This is a genomic window from Streptomyces sp. NPDC002779, assembly GCF_042888685.1.
Taxonomy (GTDB): domain Bacteria; phylum Actinomycetota; class Actinomycetes; order Streptomycetales; family Streptomycetaceae; genus Streptomyces.
The window spans coordinates 597455-614740 of the sequence record NZ_JBIAQC010000003.1 but is presented as its reverse complement, the minus strand read 5'-3'; the positions used below and the strand labels follow the sequence as shown (position 1 = coordinate 614740).

16 protein-coding genes are annotated in these 17286 nt (G+C 70.9%); 6 read left to right on the top strand and 10 right to left on the bottom strand.

Features of this window, described 5'->3' with window-relative positions:
* Positions 1-18: 18 nt before the first annotated feature.
* Entirely contained in the window at positions 19-507 is a 489-nt protein-coding gene (locus tag ACFYW5_RS12715) for a DUF3180 domain-containing protein (RefSeq protein WP_389416939.1), read from the top strand.
* A gap of 12 nt (positions 508-519) precedes the next feature.
* On the opposite strand, the gene folE is transcribed toward ACFYW5_RS12715, so the two are convergent.
* The 6 genes from folE to dacB form a co-directional block, all read right to left on the bottom strand.
* The gene (gene folE / locus ACFYW5_RS12710; RefSeq protein WP_389416938.1) at positions 520-1125 is read right to left on the bottom strand and encodes a GTP cyclohydrolase I FolE; all 606 of its coding nucleotides are present in this window, start codon (positions 1123-1125) and stop codon (positions 520-522) included.
* A 139-nt stretch (positions 1126-1264) separates the two neighbouring features.
* On the bottom strand, positions 1265-3298 hold the full coding sequence (gene ftsH, locus ACFYW5_RS12705) for an ATP-dependent zinc metalloprotease FtsH (RefSeq protein WP_389416937.1): 2034 nt from the start codon (positions 3296-3298) through the stop codon (positions 1265-1267).
* 218 nt (positions 3299-3516) lie between these two features.
* Entirely contained in the window at positions 3517-4077 is a 561-nt protein-coding gene (hpt, locus tag ACFYW5_RS12700; RefSeq protein ID WP_389417015.1) for a hypoxanthine phosphoribosyltransferase, read from the bottom strand.
* A gap of 51 nt (positions 4078-4128) precedes the next feature.
* Positions 4129-5154, bottom strand: a complete 1026-nt coding sequence (tilS, locus tag ACFYW5_RS12695; protein WP_389416936.1) for a tRNA lysidine(34) synthetase TilS — start codon at positions 5152-5154, stop codon at positions 4129-4131.
* A 193-nt stretch (positions 5155-5347) separates the two neighbouring features.
* Positions 5348-6478 (bottom strand): zinc-dependent metalloprotease, encoded by a 1131-nt coding sequence (locus ACFYW5_RS12690; protein WP_389416935.1) that lies wholly within the window; start codon positions 6476-6478, stop codon positions 5348-5350.
* A 67-nt stretch (positions 6479-6545) separates the two neighbouring features.
* On the bottom strand, positions 6546-8123 hold the full coding sequence (dacB, locus tag ACFYW5_RS12685) for a D-alanyl-D-alanine carboxypeptidase/D-alanyl-D-alanine-endopeptidase (protein ID WP_389416934.1): 1578 nt from the start codon (positions 8121-8123) through the stop codon (positions 6546-6548).
* Positions 8124-8202: 79 nt separating this feature from the next.
* On the opposite strand from dacB, the gene ACFYW5_RS12680 reads away from it, so the two are divergent.
* Together ACFYW5_RS12680 and ACFYW5_RS12675 are read left to right on the top strand one after the other, a co-directional pair.
* Positions 8203-8694, top strand: coding sequence for an inorganic diphosphatase (locus ACFYW5_RS12680; RefSeq protein ID WP_030599677.1), 492 nt, complete (start codon positions 8203-8205; stop codon positions 8692-8694).
* Positions 8695-8800: 106 nt separating this feature from the next.
* Positions 8801-10468, top strand: coding sequence for a threonine/serine exporter ThrE family protein (locus ACFYW5_RS12675; RefSeq protein WP_389416933.1), 1668 nt, complete (start codon positions 8801-8803; stop codon positions 10466-10468).
* A gap of 34 nt (positions 10469-10502) precedes the next feature.
* Here ACFYW5_RS12675 and ACFYW5_RS12670 read toward each other — a convergent pair whose 3' ends face one another.
* Positions 10503-11351 carry a DedA family protein gene (locus ACFYW5_RS12670; RefSeq protein WP_389416932.1) on the bottom strand — a complete coding sequence of 283 codons (849 nt, stop codon included), beginning with the start codon at positions 11349-11351 and terminating at the stop codon, positions 10503-10505.
* Positions 11352-11499: 148 nt separating this feature from the next.
* Between ACFYW5_RS12670 and ACFYW5_RS12665 the strand changes: the two genes are divergently transcribed.
* Complete coding sequence (locus ACFYW5_RS12665) at positions 11500-11865, top strand: YbjQ family protein (RefSeq protein ID WP_389416931.1); 366 nt, start codon at positions 11500-11502, stop codon at positions 11863-11865.
* A gap of 20 nt (positions 11866-11885) precedes the next feature.
* Here ACFYW5_RS12665 and ACFYW5_RS12660 read toward each other — a convergent pair whose 3' ends face one another.
* Positions 11886-12656: a MerR family transcriptional regulator gene (locus ACFYW5_RS12660; RefSeq protein WP_389416930.1), complete on the bottom strand. Its 771-nt coding sequence runs from the start codon at positions 12654-12656 to the stop codon at positions 11886-11888.
* Positions 12657-12767: 111 nt separating this feature from the next.
* Here ACFYW5_RS12660 and ACFYW5_RS12655 point away from each other — a divergent pair, with 111 nt between their 5' ends.
* Both ACFYW5_RS12655 and ACFYW5_RS12650 read left to right on the top strand, forming a co-directional pair.
* The gene (locus tag ACFYW5_RS12655; protein ID WP_389416929.1) at positions 12768-14051 is read left to right on the top strand and encodes an ion channel protein; all 1284 of its coding nucleotides are present in this window, start codon (positions 12768-12770) and stop codon (positions 14049-14051) included.
* 26 nt (positions 14052-14077) lie between these two features.
* Entirely contained in the window at positions 14078-15472 is a 1395-nt protein-coding gene (locus ACFYW5_RS12650; RefSeq protein ID WP_389416928.1) for a glutamate decarboxylase, read from the top strand.
* A 37-nt stretch (positions 15473-15509) separates the two neighbouring features.
* Here ACFYW5_RS12650 and ACFYW5_RS12645 read toward each other — a convergent pair whose 3' ends face one another.
* Both ACFYW5_RS12645 and ACFYW5_RS12640 read right to left on the bottom strand, forming a co-directional pair.
* A complete protein-coding gene (locus ACFYW5_RS12645) occupies positions 15510-16265 on the bottom strand; it encodes an ABC transporter permease (protein ID WP_389416927.1) in 756 nt (251 codons plus the stop codon).
* Entirely contained in the window at positions 16262-17215 is a 954-nt protein-coding gene (locus ACFYW5_RS12640; protein ID WP_389416926.1) for an ATP-binding cassette domain-containing protein, read from the bottom strand. The genes ACFYW5_RS12645 and ACFYW5_RS12640 overlap by 4 nt, the downstream gene beginning before the upstream one ends.
* Between the last annotated feature and the right edge of the window lie 71 nt (positions 17216-17286).

Sequence of the window (17286 nt, the reverse complement as noted above, 5' to 3'; positions counted from 1 at the left end):
GGGAGCTGAAGGGACACCGTGAGAGAGCTGCGTATCAGGGAGCTGGCCGGCGTGTTCGTCGTGGCCGGCGTCCTGTCCTGGGCGGGCGCCCGCCTCTGGAACTCGATCGGGACCCTGCCGAGCGTCCCCCTGGCCGCCCCCGTCGTCCTCGCCCTGATCGCCGCGGTGCTGCTGGCCACGGCGCTCTCGATCCGCTCCCGCCTCAGGGCGCAGCGCGAGCGCCGCCCGGGCGCCAAGGGCGTCGACCCCCTGATGGCCGCCCGAGCGGTCGTCTTCGGCCAGGCCAGCGCCCTGGTCGCCGCCCTGGTCGCGGGCATGTACGGCGGCACGGGCGTCTTCCTGCTGGAGGTCCTCGACATCCCCGCCCGCCGCGACCAGGCCATCTACGCCGGCTTCTCGGTCGTCGCGGGCATCGCCGTCATAGCGGCGGCCATTTTCCTGGAGCGCGTCTGCAAGCTCCCGGAGGACGACGAGCACAACGGCACGGGAGCCGCACCGGCCGCGTGACGAGCAGGCGCGTCAGCGCGCCATGATGAGGCTCATCGCCTCGTTGCGGGTGGCCGCGTCCCGCAGCTGTCCGCGCACCGCCGAGGTGAGCGTCTTCGCGCCGGGCTTGCGTATGCCGCGCATCGACATGCACATGTGCTCGCACTCCACGACGACGATCACGCCACGCGGCTCCAGGATCTCCATCAGGGAATCCGCGATCTGCGTGGTGAGTCGTTCCTGCACCTGCGGACGACGGGCGTAGACATCGACGAGCCGGGCCAGCTTGGACAGTCCGGTGATCTTCCCGGAGGTTGCCGGGATGTACCCGACGTGCGCCACTCCCCGGAACGGCACCAGATGGTGCTCGCACGTGCTGTAGACCTCGATGTCCTTCACCAGCACCATCTCGTCGTGCCCGATGTCGAACGTCGTGGTCAGCACATCCTCGGGCTGCTGCCACAGGCCCGCGAATATCTCCTTGTAGGCCCTGGCCACCCGCCCCGGCGTCTCCTTCAGACCCTCGCGGTCCGGATCCTCGCCGACCGCGATCAGCAGTTCCCGCACGGCGTTCTCGGCGCGCTTCTCGTCGAACTCGCCGATGCGGCCCTCGCCGTCGAGCGTCACGGGGTCGGTCATGTGGTGCCTCGTTCCTGTGCGGGTGGCGCGTGTGGGTCACGCGTCTGAACTGCGGACATACGACGATGCCGCGCCCCCCAGGCTAAAACCAGGGGGACGCGGCATCCATTCCGGGGCCGGTGGGATCACCGGGCCCGGGTCAGCTCTCCGGGCGCTCCTCGGGAGCGGGCTCCGGGGTCGGCTCGGCGACCGTCGACTTGGCGGTGGTGATCGCCGGAGTCGAGCCGTTGGCGCCGTTCGTCAGGGCGAGCTCCTTGGGGGAGAGCACCGGCGGACGGGTGGACGGCGTACGGCGCGAGGAACCGGTCCACGCGGGCCGCGGCGGGCGCTTGACGATACCGGCGAAGATCTCGGCGATCTCCTCCTTGCCCAGCGTCTCCCGCTCCAGCAGCGCGAGAACGAGGTTGTCGAGGACGTCGCGGTTCTCGACCAGGATCTCCCAGGCCTCGTTGTGCGCGGTCTCGATGAGCTTCTTGACCTCTTCGTCGACCAGCGCGGCGACCTCTTCCGAGTAGTCGCGCTGGTGAGCCATCTCACGGCCGAGGAACGGCTCGGTGTTGTCCCCACCGAACTTGATCGCGCCGAGGCGCTCGGTCATGCCGTACTGCGTGACCATCGCGCGGGCCGTGGCGGTGGCCTTCTCGATGTCGTTCGCGGCACCCGTGGTCGGGTCGTGGAAGACGAGCTCCTCGGCCGCGCGGCCGCCCAGCATGTACGCCAGCTGGTCCAGCATTTCGTTGCGCGTCGTGGAGTACTTGTCCTCGTCCGGCAGGACCATCGTGTAGCCGAGGGCCCGGCCTCGCGACAGGATCGTGATCTTGTGGACCGGGTCGGAGTTCGGGGAGGCCGCCGCGACCAGGGCGTGGCCGCCCTCGTGGTACGCGGTGATCTTCTTTTCCTTGTCCGACATGATCCGGGTCCGCTTCTGCGGGCCCGCCACGACACGGTCGATGGCCTCGTCGAGCATGTGGTTGTCGATCAGCTTCTTGTCCGAGCGGGCCGTCAGCAGGGCGGCCTCGTTCAGGACGTTGGACAGATCGGCACCGGTGAAGCCCGGAGTACGGCGGGCGACGGCGGACAGGTCGACATCGGGGGCGACCGGCTTGCCCTTCTGGTGGACCTTGAGGATCTCCAGACGGCCCAGCATGTCGGGGCGGTCGACCGCGATCTGGCGGTCGAAGCGGCCGGGGCGCAGGAGGGCCGGGTCGAGGATGTCGGGACGGTTCGTGGCGGCGATCAGGATGACGCCGCCCTTCACGTCGAAGCCGTCCATCTCGACGAGCAGCTGGTTCAGGGTCTGCTCGCGCTCGTCGTGACCACCGCCGAGGCCGGCGCCGCGGTGGCGGCCGACCGCGTCGATCTCGTCGACGAAGACGATCGCCGGGGCGTTCGCCTTGGCCTGCTCGAACAGGTCACGGACTCGGGAGGCACCGACACCGACGAACATCTCGACGAAGTCGGAACCGGAGATCGAGTAGAACGGCACGCCGGCCTCGCCCGCGACGGCACGCGCGAGCAGGGTCTTGCCGGTGCCGGGCGGGCCGTACAGCAGTACGCCCTTGGGAATCTTGGCGCCGACGGCCTGGAACTTGGCGGGCTCCTGGAGGAATTCCTTGATCTCGTGGAGTTCCTCGACCGCCTCGTCGGAACCGGCGACGTCGGCGAACGTCGTCTTCGGGGTGTCCTTGGTGATGAGCTTGGCCTTGGACTTCCCGAAGTTCATGACCCGGGAGCCGCCGCCCTGCATCTGATTCATCAGGAACAGGAACACGACCACGATGAGAACGAAGGGCAGCAGCGAGAGCAGGATGCTCACAAAGGCGTTCTGCTTCGTCGGCGAGACCGTGTAGCCGTCCGGGATCTGCTTGTCCTGGAACTTGGTCTGCAGGGTGGTGGCCAGGGCCGCGCCCTGGTCGCCGATGTAGCTCGCCTGGATCTTCGAGCTGTCCTCGATCTTTTCGCCGTCCTTGAGCTGGACCTTGATGGTCTGCTCGTCGCCGGTGGTCAGCTTGGCTGATTCGACCTTGTTGTCATTGATCGCCTGGACGACCTGGCCGGTGTCCACCGTCTTGTAGCCACCGGACGAGCCGACGACCTGCATCAACACGACCACGGCAAGGACGGCCAGCACGATCCACATGACCGGCCCACGGAAGTATCGCTTCACGTCCATCCATACGGAGCGGAGCCGCCCCGTCCCTCCTGCCATAGTGAGTTTGATAAGACAGTTCTTCTGACGGTACCCCAGCATTGTGGACCGAAGCCGCACGGAGCCGCTCGGCCGGCCGGCAATCCCGTCTCTGCATGCTCCAACGGTGCGGACCGCGCTGGGGTTCCCGATCGTCCTACCGGCGTCGCCCTTGTGGCTCAGCGCACGGCCGAGCCCGGGGGTCAGCCGCCGTAGACGTGGGGCGCGAGCGTACCGACGAACGGGAGGTTGCGGTACTTCTCGGCGTAGTCGAGGCCGTAGCCGACGACGAACTCGTTGGGAATGTCGAAGCCCACCCATTCGACGTCGATGGCGACCTTGGCGGCGTCCGGCTTGCGCAGCAGGGTGCACACCTTGAGCGAGTCGGGCTCGCGCGAGCCGAGGTTGGACAGCAGCCAGGACAGGGTCAGCCCGGAGTCGATGATGTCCTCGACGATCAGGACGTGCTTGCCCTTGATGTCGGTGTCGAGGTCCTTGAGGATCCGCACCACCCCGGAGGACTGGGTGCCCGCCCCGTAGGAGGACACGGCCATCCAGTCCATGGTGACGGGGGTGGACAGCGCCCGCGCGAGGTCCGCCATCACCATCACCGCGCCCTTGAGGACGCCGACGATGAGCAGGTCCTTGCCCGCGTACTCCGCGTCGATCTTCGCGGCGAGCTCGATGAGCTTCGCGTCGATCTCTTCCTTGGTGATGAGTACCTGCTGAAGGTCGGCACCCATGTCGTTCGCGTCCACCCGCATCACTTTCGGTCGTCCCACCGGCCGTCCGCCCCCCTGGCGGGGGGCAAGGATTCAGCCTTGCCGAATCACCAGTCTGCCACCCTGGCGCTGGGCCACGACTTTGCCGGGGAGATTGATGACCCCCTGGCCGCGCCATCCGGTGATCAGGCGGTCGACTTCCTCGATGTGCCGGGCGAACAGCGAGCCGGCCGGAGCGCCCGCCTCGATGGCGGCGCGGCGCAGGATCCGGCGGCGTACGGCGGGCGGGAGGGCGTAGAGCTTGGCGCACTCCAGCAGCCCCGCGGCGTCCCGGACGCCGGTCTCGGCCTGGCCCGCCCAGGCGTCGAGGGCGTCGGCGTCGTCGCGGGACAGTTGCGCCGTACGGGCGAGCGCCTCCACGACGCCTTTGCCGAGGGCCTTCTCCAGGGCGGGCAGGCCCTCGTGGCGCAGGCGGGAGCGGGTGTAGGCGGGGTCGGCGTTGTGGGGGTCGTCCCAGACGGGCAGGGACTGGACCATGCAGGCCCGGCGGGCGGTCTGCCGGTCGATCTCCAGGAAGGGGCGCCGGTAACGGCCGCCGGCCCCCGAGACCGCGGCCATGCCGGACAGGGAGCGGATGCCGGAGCCGCGGGCGAGGCCGAGCAGGACGGTTTCGGCCTGGTCGTCGCGGGTGTGGCCGAGGAGGATCGCGGCGGCGCCGTGGCGCTGGGCGGCGGCGTCCAGGGCGGCGTAGCGGGCGTCGCGGGCGGCGGCCTCGGGTCCGCCTTCGCGGCCGACGGTGACGGCGGCGGACTCGACCGGGTCGAGGCCTAGTTGCCGCAGGCGGAGGACGACTTCCTCGGCGCGCAGGTCGGAGCCGGGCTGGAGGCCGTGGTCGACGGTGACGCCGCCGGCCCGGATGCCGAGCTTGGGTGCCTCGAAGGCGAGGGCGGAGGCGAGGGCCATGGAGTCGGCGCCGCCGGAGCACGCCACGAGCACGAGCGGCGACGGCGGGCGCTCGTGCGGGGTGTGCTCGGGGGAGGTCTGTTGGTCGTTGAGGATGTCGTGGAGGACGCGGCGGACCGCCAGGCGTATCGCCGCGACCGCAGGATGGGGACCCATGTCCGGTTCCCTTCATGAAGTTTTCGGGGGGTGAGCCCGAGGTTCGGTCACTCAGAGTGTGTAGATGGTGACAGAACCGGGCGGTTCCCCGAGCATTGCACGCCTACCCATGGCTCACGGTCCCTCGGACGGGTGATTGAAGGGGCGTTCGCCTGCCGTCGGCCGGATTCGTTTCACGACCCCGCACGGGGGTTCACGACTCGGCCTTGCGGTGCACCCGCGTGACCCAGTCCGCCGGTTTGGCGATCTCCGCCTTGGTCGGGAGGGTGTTCGGGGAGGTCCACACGCGGTTGAAGCCGTCCATGCCGACCTCGTCGACGACGGCCCGCACGAAGCGTTCCCCGTCCCGGTACTGGCGGAGCTTGGCGTCCAGGCCGAGCAGTTTGCGCAGGGCGATGTCCAGCCGGGAGGCGCCCTTGGCCCGGCGCTGCTGGAACTTCTCGCGGATCTCCGCGACGGACGGCACGACGGCCGGGCCGACGCCGTCCATGACGAAGTCGGCGTGCCCCTCCAGCAGGGACATCACGGCGGTGATACGGCCGAGAATCTCACGCTGGGCCGGGGTCTGCACGATCTCGACGAAGGAGCGGCCGCCGTCGTCCTCCTCCGCCTCGGGGCGGCCCCCGGCGAGGGACTGGGCGGCCTCGCGGACGCGCTCCAGGACGGTCATGGGGTCCACGTCGGTCTCCCCCAAGAACGACTGGATTTCGCCCTGGAGGTGGTCCCGCAGCCAGGGCACGGCGGTGAACTGGGTGCGGTGGGTCTCCTCGTGCAGGCACACCCACAGCCGGAAGTCGTGCGGCTGGACGTCGAGTTCGCGCTCGACGTGGACGATGTTCGGCGCGACGAGCAGCAGCCGCCCGCCGCCGTTCGCGCCCGCGGGGAGTTCGCGGGTGGCGGGGGCGAAGGTCTCGTACTGGCCGAGGACACGGGAGGCGAGGAACGACAGCAGCATGCCGAGCTCCACGCCGGTGACCTTGCCGCCGACGGCGCCGAGGACCGCGTTGCCGGGGCCGGAGCCGCGGCGCTCCTGCATCTTGTCGAACAGCGGCTTGAGCAGTTCCCGGAAGCCGGCGACATTGGCCCGGACCCAGCCGGGGCGGTCGACGACCAGGACGGGGGTGTCGTGGGTCTCCTCGGTGCCCAGCCGGGTGAAGCCCCGGACGTGTTCCTCCGAGGCCTTGGCGTGCCGGCGCAGCTCCGCGACGACGGCCCGGGCCTCGTCGCGGCTGATCTCGGGGCCCGGCCGCATGAGCCGGGTCGCGGTCGCCACCGCGAGATTCCAGTCGACCATCCCAGTTGCGGCACCACCGATGCTCGTCATGCGTCAACCGTACGTGAGCGCCGCCGTTGCGGGCAGGGCGTCGGCGGTCGGCACGTTCGGGTGCGGTTCAGCCGCAGCCGCACGCCGCCAGGGCCGTGGCCGCCGCGTCCAGGGCCGACTGGGCCGCTGACGGGTCGGTGGTGTCGGTGGCCAGGAAGGCGAAGGCCAGCAGGTGCCCGTCCTGGTCGACGACCGTGCCGGCGAGGGCGTTCACGCCGGTCAGGGTGCCGGTCTTCGCTCGTACGACGCCGGCCGCGCCGTCCGTGTAGCGGCTGGTCAGGGTGCCGGTGAAGCCCGCCACGGGCAGGCCGGTGAGGATCGGGCGAAGTTCGGGGTGGGCCGGGTCGCCCGACTTCGCCAGCAGGGCGGTCAGGGTGTCGGCCGTGAGGCGGTCGTCGCGGTTCAGGCCGCTGCCGTCCTTGAAGTCGGCGCCTTTCACCGGCACTCCGAGCTTTTTGAGCTCGGCGCGCAGGGCGCGGCCCGCGCCGTCGAAGTCGGCGCGTTCGCCGGTGGCGAGGGCGGTCTGGCGGGCGAGGGCCTCGGCGATGTCGTTGTCGCTGTGGGTGAGCATGCGTTCGACCAGGGCCGCGAGCGGTGGCGAGGACACCTCGGCGAGGGTCCGGGCGCGGCCGGTCGCCTTGGAGGGGCCCGGGGAGGTGGTCTTGATGCCGTGGCCCTTGAGGAGGCCGGCGAAGGTGCGGGACGCCTCGGCCGCCGGGTCCGCCGCGCGGGGCGCCGGGCCGCTGACGGAGTCGTCGGTGCGGGCCTCGTCGGCCATCAGGGCGCTGACCTGGGCGAGGTTGTCGTTGACGCCGATCGGGTGGTCCGCGTCACCGGCGTAGAGCGTGGTGTCGTACGACAGGGTCACCTCGCGCATGCCGTCCTTCTTCAGGGCGGTGGCGGTGTCCTCGGCGAGGGCGCGCAGGCTGGCCCAGCCCTCGGCGTCCTTGCGGGCGGTGAGCGTGGGGTCTCCGCCGCCGACCAGGACGAGTTCGCCGGTGTCGGGTTCCAGGGCGGCGCGGGTGGTGAGGCGGTGGTCGGGGCCGAGGGCGGACAGGGCCGCGGCGGCGGTGGCGATCTTCGTGGTGGAGGCCGGGGTGAGCGCGGTGCCCGAGCCGGTGCCGTACAGGCGCTTGCCGGTGGTCACGTCGACGACAGCGGCGGAGCGGCGCCCGCCGAGCGCGGAGGTGTCCAGGAGCGGGTCCAGGACGCCGGCCAGGGCCTTGGCGCCGGGGGCGGATCTCACCTCGTCGGCCGAGCCGCCGAGGCCGCTGAGGACGGATGCGGCGCTGGGGGCGGCGTGGGGCGCCGTGGCCGTCGTAGCGGAATCACGACCGTGATCTGCGCCACCCGTGTGCTCCTGGGCGGCTGCCCGGTCCCGCTCGGCCGTACGCTGACCCGAGGAGTCCCAGGGACCGGCGGTGGACACCGCACCCACGGCGAGCGCGAGGCCGACGGTGGCGGCGCCGGCGGTGTACTGCCAGGTCTTTACCCTGATGACCTGCGCCGAGGCGGCTCGGCCGAGCCGTGCCAGGCGCGGTCGGCCGGCTGTGACGGCCTGTGCGAGACGCGGTCGTACGGCGTTCGCGAGCCGCGCCACCCGCGGTCCCGCGGCCCGCCAAGGCCTCAGCTCTGGCACGACCACCAGCCCCTTTCGCGATCACACACCTGCGTGAGGGACACTTAACCACCAGAACTATGTGTTGATCATGGAGGAGCCACCGGTGGAGTTCGACGTCACGATCGAGATTCCGAAGGGTTCGCGGAACAAGTACGAGGTGGACCACGAGACCGGTCGGATCCGCCTGGACCGTCGCCTCTTCACCTCGACCAGCTACCCGGCCGACTACGGCTTCGTCGAGAACACCCTCGGCGAGGACGGCGACCCGCTGGACGCGCTGGTCATCCTGGACGAGCCGACCTTCCCGGGCTGCCTCATCCAGTGCCGCGCGATCGGCATGTTCCGGATGACGGACGAGGCCGGCGGCGACGACAAGCTGCTGTGCGTCCCGGCGCACGACCCGCGCGTGGAGCACCTGCGCGACATCCACCACGTGTCGGAGTTCGACCGCCTGGAGATCCAGCACTTCTTCGAGGTCTACAAGGACCTGGAGCCCGGCAAGTCCGTCGAGGGCGCCGACTGGGTCGGCCGTACCGAGGCCGAGGCCGAGATCGAGCGGTCCTACAAGCGCTTCAAGGACCAGGGCGGCCACTGAGCCCCCAGGTCACCGACGGGCCGCACGCGACGCGTGCGGCCCTTTGGCATGGGTGTGCGCATACTGAAGCCTGGCCTGAATGCGTCGTACAGGGAGCGCTGCGCAAGTGACGGACGCGGAGGACCGCAAGCCGCAGTCGGACGAGGCGACCGGCACGTTCGACCCCGAGATCACATCCGAGTTCGCCATTCCCCAGGGGCTCGCCGTACCCAAGGCCGGCGGTGAGCCGGAGACCACGTCCGAGTTCGCCCTGCCGCGCGGGCTGGACACCCGCCCGGGTCCGGTGGCCGAGCCCGAGAAGTCGGCGTTCAGTACGCCGCGGACCTACCACGCCAAGGACGCGCCCTCCGTGTTCACCCCGGCGTCCGGGGTGCCCGCGGTCAGTCTGACCAAGGACGTGCCCTGGCAGGACCGGATGCGCACGATGCTGCGCATGCCGGTGACCGAGCGGCCCGCGCCGGAGCGGATCCCGAAGACCGAGGACGAGGGTCCGGCCGTCCCCCGCGTGCTCGACCTGACCCTGCGGATCGGCGAGCTGCTGCTGGCGGGCGGGGAGGGCGCGGAGGACGTCGAGGCGGCGATGTTCGCGGTCTGCCGGTCCTACGGCCTGGACCGCTGCGAGCCGAACGTCACCTTCACGCTGCTGTCGATCTCCTACCAACCGTCGCTGGTGGACGACCCGGTGACGGCCTCGCGGACCGTACGGCGGCGCGGGACCGACTACACGCGGCTCGCGGCCGTGTTCCGGCTGGTGGACGACCTCAGCGATCCGGAGAGCCATGTCTCCCTGGAGGAGTCCTACCGGCGGCTCGCGGAGATCCGCCGCAACCGGCACCCGTATCCGACCTGGGTGCTGACCTCGGCGAGCGGACTGCTGGCCGGCGCCGCCTCGGTGCTGGTCGGTGGTGATCTGATCGTGTTCGTGGCCGCGGCGGTGGGCGCGATGCTCGGCGACCGGCTGGCGTGGCTGTGCGCGGGGCGCGGGCTGCCGGAGTTCTACCAGTTCATGGTGGCCGCGATGCCGCCGGCCGCGATAGGCATCGCCCTCAACCTCGCGCACGTGGACGCCAAGGCGTCCGCGGTGATCACCGGTGGGCTGTTCGCGCTCCTGCCCGGGCGGGCGCTGGTGGCGGGGGTGCAGGACGGTCTGACCGGGTTCTACATCACCGCGGCCGCGCGGCTGCTGGAGGTCATGTACTTCTTCGTCGGGATCGTCGCCGGGGTGCTGGTGATCCTGTACTTCGGCGTGAACCTCGGCGCCAAGCTGAACCCGGACGCGGCCCTGAACATCTCCGAGCGGCCGCTGTGGCAGATCGGCGCCTCGATGCTGCTGTCGCTGACCTTCGCGGTGCTGCTGCAGCAGGAGCGGTCCACCGTGCTGGCGGTCACCCTGAACGGCGGGGTCGCCTGGTCGGTGTACGGGGCGCTGCACTACACCGGCGGCCTGTCGCCGGTCGCCTCCACGGCCGTGGCGGCGGGCCTGGTGGGGCTGTTCGGGCAGCTGCTGTCGCGGTTCCGGTTCGCTTCGGCGCTGCCGTACACGACCGCGGCGATCGGGCCGCTGCTGCCGGGCTCGTCGACCTACTTCGGTCTGCTGTCCATCGCTCAGAACGAGGTGGACAAGGGGCTGGTGTCGCTGGCGACGGCGGCATCCCTGGCGATGGCCATCGCGATCGGCGTCAACCTGGGGTCGGAGATCTCGCGGTTGTTCCTGCGGCTTCCGGCCGGGGCCGGGGAGGGACGCAAGGCGGCGAAGCGGACCCGGGGGTTCTGAACTCCTCGCGGGTCCGCGTCCGTCACCGGTGTTGCTAGTAGCCCTGGTTGGGCGGGTACTGGTCGTTCGGCCGGCCGCCGTACTGCTGCTGGTTGCCGTAACCCTGCGGGTACTGCTGGGCGTAGGGCTGCTGCTGGCCGTAGTACTGCTGCTGCGGGGGCTGGTCGGTCGGATCGATGCGGCGGAGCTGGGTCGTCGCGTCGTCCATCATCTGCGGGTGCTGCTGGTGGGGGGGCCGGGCCGCCGGGGCCTGGGCCGCCGCCCGCTTCTTCTTGGCGCGCTCGCGCAGGTACTCGACGATGATCGGGACGACCGAGAGGAAGACGATCAGGATGAGGATCGCCTCGACGTTTTTCGCGATGAAGTCGATCTGGCCGAGCCAGTACCCGGCCACGGTGACTCCGGTGCCCCAGGCGATGCCGCCGATGATGTTGTACGTCAGGAAGGTGCGGTACTTCATGCGGCCGGCGCCGGCCACGATGGGCGCGAAGGTCCGCACGATCGGCACGAATCGGGCCAGCACGATCGCCTTCGGGCCGTACTTCTCCATGAACTCATGGGCCTTCTCCAGGTTCTCCTGTTTGAAGAGCTTGGAGTTGGGGCGGTTGAAGAGCCTCGGGCCGAAGAACTTGCCGATCATGTAGCCGACCTGGTCGCCGATGACGGCGGCCAGCACGATCAGGGTGCAGACCAGCCACAGGGGCTGGGTGATGTACGTCCCCTCGGCCACGAAGAGACCCGCCGTGAACAGCAGCGAGTCACCGGGCAGGAACGCGAAGAGGCCGGATTCGGCGAAGACGATCAGAAGGATGCCGGGCAGCGCGAAGGCCTCGATGAGGTATTCCGGGCTGAGCCACTCGGGGCCGAGCGCAAGCGTGGTCACGGGTTGTGGCTCCTGCGGGGGTGGGGCGGGCGGGGGCTGGTGCTCAAAAGTACCAACGCGGTACCCCTATCAACGCACCGCCGGAGGCCCAGGTTCCATGGGTGCGCACAGGATGCCTTTTACGGCGGCCCGGGGAAGGCTGTCCACCATGGGAATCGATGAATACGGCGGCGGACAGGGCCCTCAGCCCGATGTCCTGGTGGTGACCACGAACGACGTACCCGGTCACCGGGTCCAGGAGGTCATCGGGGAAGTGTTCGGGTTGACGGTGCGCTCCCGGCATCTGGGCAGCCAGATCGGCGCGGGGCTGAAGTCGATGGTCGGCGGTGAGCTCAAGGGGCTCACCAAGACGCTCGTGCAGACCCGCAACCAGGCCATGGAACGGTTGGTGGAGCAGGCACGCGCGCGTGGCGCCAATGCCGTGCTCGCCTTCCGCTTCGATGTGACCGATGCCTCGGACGTCGGCACCGAGGTGTGCGCGTACGGCACGGCCGTGGTCCTGGTCCGGGAGTAGCGGCACTCCCGGACCGGGGATCACGCGGTGCGGCGGGCGGCGTTGGCGCGGATGGCGTCGCGCAGGTGGGCCGCCAGGCCTGGGTGCATGGCGTCGTAGAACGCCGTGAAGCGTTCGTCGGCGACGTACATGTCACCCAGGCACTGGTGCATCTCGTACGGGCATTCGTAGAACCACCTGCCGAGGTACCGGCGGTGCTCCTCCGCCAGCTCCATGGCCGCCTCGCCGGTCGGCGGCTCACCGGAGGTCATCAGGGCCTTGTAGCGCTCGCCCCACTCGGCCCCCTCGTCCTGCATCCGCTTCCAGTCGTCCTTGGTGTATGCCGCCGCGCGGCGCTGCGACTCGGCGTACGCCTCCGTGCTGCCCCAGCGTGCCTGCGTCTCCTCGGCGTACTGCTCGGGGTCGTGGTCGCCGAAGACCTCGAAGCGCTCTTCGGGGGTGAGGTTGATGCCCATCGTGCGTGCCTCCATGGCCTGTTCCACGGCCGTCGCCATCTTCTGCAGCTTCTCGATCCGGGCGGTCAGCAGGTCGTGCTGGCGGCGCAGGTGCGCGCGCGGGTCTGCTTTTCCGGCGGCCTGATCGTCGAGCAGGGCGGCGACCTCGTCGAGCGGAAAGCCGAGCTCCCGGTAGAACAGGATCTGCTGCAACCGGTCGAGGTCGCCGTCGCTGTAGCGCCGGTGGCCCGCGTGGTTGCGCTCGCTGGGGACGAGCAGGCCGATGTCGTCGTAGTGGTGCAGCGTGCGCACCGTCACTCCGGCGAAGCCCGCGACCTGTCCCACGGAGTAGCTCACGTCGTCCGCTCCCTTCTCGGTACGCGCTCCACGATGAATCCTCACGCCACGTGAGGCGCAAGCCCATGAAATACGACCGTATTGCCCGGTTTGCCGGTTTAACGTGTCCCCGTGCCCCAGGAGACCGCGCCGCAGGCGCCCGCCGCGCCGGCGACCCCGGCCCGCGCTCTGCTGCCGCTGATCCTCCCCGCCCTGGTGGTGGGCGTGGCTGCCGCCCTGCTGTTCCTCGGGGTGAGCGAGGCGGCCGAGGCCCTCCAGCACGTGCTCTGGCAGGACCTGCCCGACGCGCTGGGGGTGGGCCGCTTCTCCGTGCCGTGGATGCTGACCGTGCTGACCGCGACCGGGGTGGCCGTCGGGCTGGTGGTCTGGAAGGCGCCCGGGCACGCCGGGCCCGATCCGGCCACCACCGGGCTGGACGCGCCCGCGCTGCCGCCCGTCGTCCTGCCGGGACTGCTGCTGGCGACCGCCCTGATGCTCGCGGGCGGGCCGAGCCTCGGCCCGGAGAACCCGATCATCGCCGTCAATGTCGGGCTGGCCCTCTGGCTCGGGCACCGGCTCCTGCCCCGGGTGCCGGGCGGCCTGTGGGCGGCGCTGGCGGAGGCCGCGACGATCGGCGCGCTGTTCGGCACGCCGGTGGCCGCGGCGCTGGTGATCTCGGAGGCGCTGGCCGGGCGGCCGGCCAAGGGGGCGCTGTGGGACAACGTCTTCGCGCCCCTCGTCGCGGCCGCCGCCGGGGCGATCACCACCGAACTGGTCGCCCGTCCCACCTTCGACCTGGGTCTTCCCGCCTTCGACCACCCCGGCTGGGGCGATCTGCTCGCGGCGCCGGTGGTCGCGTCCGCCGCCGCGCTGCTCGGCATGGCGGCCGTGTACGCCTTCCCGTACGTCCACGCCGCCTTCGGAAAGCTGCGGCACCCGATGCTGATGCTTCCGGTGGGCGGGCTCGTGCTGGGGCTGCTGGGGGCCCTGGGCGGCCATCTGACGCTCTTCAAGGGGCTGGAGGAGGTCGGGGAGCTCGCGGCCGACCCCGGCGGCTGGACGGCGGGTGAGTTCGCGGGGATGGCGGTGGTGAAGCTGGCCGCGCTGCTCGTCGCCGCCTGCTGCGGCTTCCGGGGCGGGCGGATCTTCCCGGCCGTGTTCGTCGGGGCGGCCCTCGGTCTGTGCGCCCACGCCCTGGTGCCGGGGGTGCATCCGGCGGTCGGCGTCTCGGCGGGCGTGCTCGGGGTGCTGCTGGCGGTGACCCGGCAGGGCTGGGTGAGCCTGTTCGTCGCCGCCGTCCTGGTGGCTTCCCCCGCGGTCCTGGCCCTGCTGTGCATCGCGTCGCTGCCCGCCTGGCTGCTGGTGACGGGGCGCCCGCAGATGCAGCTGCGCGAGGACGGCACCCCGCTCCGCTGAACTCCCCACCCCCTTTGGAGAAGTCGATGGCACTGCACCAAGGACCCGGCCGTTCCGACGACCTGCCCCCGTCCGTCAACCCCTTCTACGGTCAGGCCAATCCGGTCGGCGGCATGACCGAGGCACCGCCCCGGCACCGGCTCCCGGACAGCCCGCTGCCGCCGATGACGGCGTACCAGCTGGTCCACGACGAGTTGATGCTGGACGGCAACGCCCGGCTGAATCTGGCCACCTTCGTCACCACCTGGATGGAGCCGCAGGCCGGGGTGCTGATGGCGGAGTGCCGGGACAAGAACATGATCGACAAGGACGAGTACCCGCGCACCGCCGAGCTGGAGCGGCGCTGTGTGGCGATGCTCGCCGACCTGTGGAACGCGCCCGATCCGGCGGCCGCCGTGGGCTGTTCGACGACCGGTTCCAGCGAGGCGTGCATGCTGGCGGGGATGGCGTTCAAGCGGCGGTGGAGCAGACGGAACACCGGAGGTCGCCCGAATCTCGTCATGGGCGTCAACGTCCAGGTGTGCTGGGAGAAGTTCTGCAACTTCTGGGAGGTGGAGGCCCGTCCGGTCCCCATGGAGGGCGGGCGGTTCCACCTCGATCCCCAGGCGGCGGCCGAGCTGTGCGACGAGAACACCATCGGGGTCGTGGGCATCCTCGGCTCCACCTTCGACGGCTCCTACGAGCCGATCGCCGAGCTGTGCGCCGCCCTGGACGCCCTCCAGGAGCGCACCGGGCTCGACATCCCGGTGCACGTGGACGGCGCCTCGGGCGCGATGGTCGCGCCCTTCCTCGACGAGGACCTGGTGTGGGACTTCCGCCTCCCGCGCGTGGCCTCGATCAACACCTCCGGGCACAAGTACGGGCTGGTCTACCCGGGCGTCGGCTGGGCGCTGTGGCGGGACAAGGACGCCCTGCCCGACGAACTCGTCTTCCACGTGAACTACCTGGGCGGCGACATGCCGACCTTCGCGCTGAACTTCTCCCGCCCCGGCGCCCAGGTCGTCGCGCAGTACTACACCTTCCTGCGGCTGGGCCGCGAGGGCTACCGGGCCGTGCAGCAGGCCTCGCGGGACGTCGCGACCCGGCTGGCCGGACAGATCGAAGCCCTCGGCGACTTCGACCTGCTCACCCGGGGCGACCAGTTGCCCGTCTTCGCCTTCACCACGGCGCCGGAGGTGAAGGCGTACGACGTCTTCGACGTGTCCCGCAGGCTGCGCGAGCGCGGCTGGCTGGTGCCCGCGTACACCTTCCCGCCGAACCGGGAGGACCTGTCGGTGCTGCGGGTGGTGTGCCGCAACGGCTTCTCGACCGACCTCGCGGCGCTCCTCCTGGACGACCTCCAGCGCCTGCTGCCGGAACTCAGAAGGCAACCAGGTCCCTTGGGGCGGGACGCGGGCCAGGCGACGGCCTTTCATCACTAGCCCGCACGGCCCCGCCCCACCCCGCGCGGGCGGCGGCTCACTTGCTGAGCCGCCCGAACCGCCGCACCGCCAGCGGGAAGAACACCGCCAGGAGCACCAAGGGCCAGACGACCGCCGCCGCCACCTGATCCGTGCCGGTGCCGCCGAACAGGTCGCGGACCGCCGTCGCCGTGGCGGACATCGGGTTCCACTCGACGACCGTGCCCAGCCAGTCGGGCATGGACTCCGGATGGGCGAGGGCGTTGGACAGGAAGCCGACCGGCCAGACCAGGATCTGCACCGCCTGCACCATCTCCGGCTTCCCGGCCACCAGCGCCAGGTGGATGCCGATCCAGAGCATGGCGAAGCGGAAGAGCAGCAGCAGCCCCACCGCGCCCAGGAAGGCCCCGGGCCCGCCGTCCACCCGCCAGCCCAGGGCGTAGCCGACGCCCATGAGGACGAACAGGGACAGTGCCGACTGGAGCATGTCGGCCGCCGAACGGCCCACCAGCACCGCTCCGTTGGCCATCGGCAGGGAGCGGAAGCGGTCGATCACCCCCTTGTTGAGGTCCTGGGTGACCGCGATCATCGTGCCCTCCAGGCCGAAGGCCATGGTGAGCGCCAGCATGCCGGGGACCAGATAGTCGATGTAGGAGCCCTGGACGCCCCGGCCGCCGCCGATGAGGTAGCCGAACATCAGCAGCAGCATCACCGGGAAGACCAGGTTCACCACGACCTGCACCGGCTGGCGTGCCCAGTGGGCCAGCTCGCGGCGGGTCATGGTCCAGGAGTCGGTCAGTGCGTAGGCGGTCATACGGCCTCCTTCACTCGGTGATCGCCGGTGAGGTGCAGGAACACCTCGTCCAGCGTCGGGCGGCGCAGGGCGATGTCCTCCGCCTCGATGCCGGCCTCCTCAAGGGCGCGTACGACTCCGGAGAGCGCCGCCATCCGGTCGGTGACCGGGGCGCTCAGCAGCCGGCGGTCGGCGTCGGCCCGGACCGTCGCCGGGTCGAGCGGCAGCAGGGCGAGGGCGGCGCCGAGCTGGCCCGCGTCCCGCAGGACGACGTCGATGCGGTCGCCGCCGAGGGCGGACTTCAGTTCGTCGGCGGTGCCGTCGGCGATGACCCGGCCCGCGTCGACGACCGAGATCCGGTCGGCGAGCTGGTCGGCCTCCTCCAGGTACTGGGTGGTGAGCAGGACCGTCGTACCGCCGCCGACCAGGGAGCGGACCGCGGCCCACACCTCGGCGCGGCCGCGGGGGTCGAGGCCGGTCGTGGGTTCGTCCAGGAACAGCACCTCCGGGTCGGTGATCAGGGACGCGGCGAGGTCCAGCCGGCGCCGCATGCCGCCGCTGTACTGCCGTACCGCCTTGCGTCCGGTGTCGGCGAGTCCGAAGCGCTCCAGGAGCTCGTCGGCCCGCACGCGCGCGGGGCGGGCGCCCAGGTGGTAGAGGCGGCCGAACAGCTCCAGGTTCTGCCTGCCGCTGAGTTCCTCGTCGAGGGCCGCGTGCTGGCCGAGCAGGCCGATGCGGAAGCGGACCGCGCGGGCCTCGGTCAGCACGTCGTGGCCGGCCACCTCGATCCGGCCCGCGTCGGGCCGCAGGAGGGTCGACAGCACCCGGACCAAGGTGGTCTTGCCCGCGCCGTTCGGCCCCAGCACCCCGTGCACGGTGCCGCGCCCGACCCGGAGGTCCAGCCCGTCCAGTGCCTTCTTCTCGCCGTACTTCTTGTGCGCGCCTTCGACGGTGATCGCCGGATCGGCCACGGACTCTCCTTTACTAGTCAAAGTTGACTACGGGCCCCGAGGGTAATACCCGGCCCCTCGGTCGTCAAACT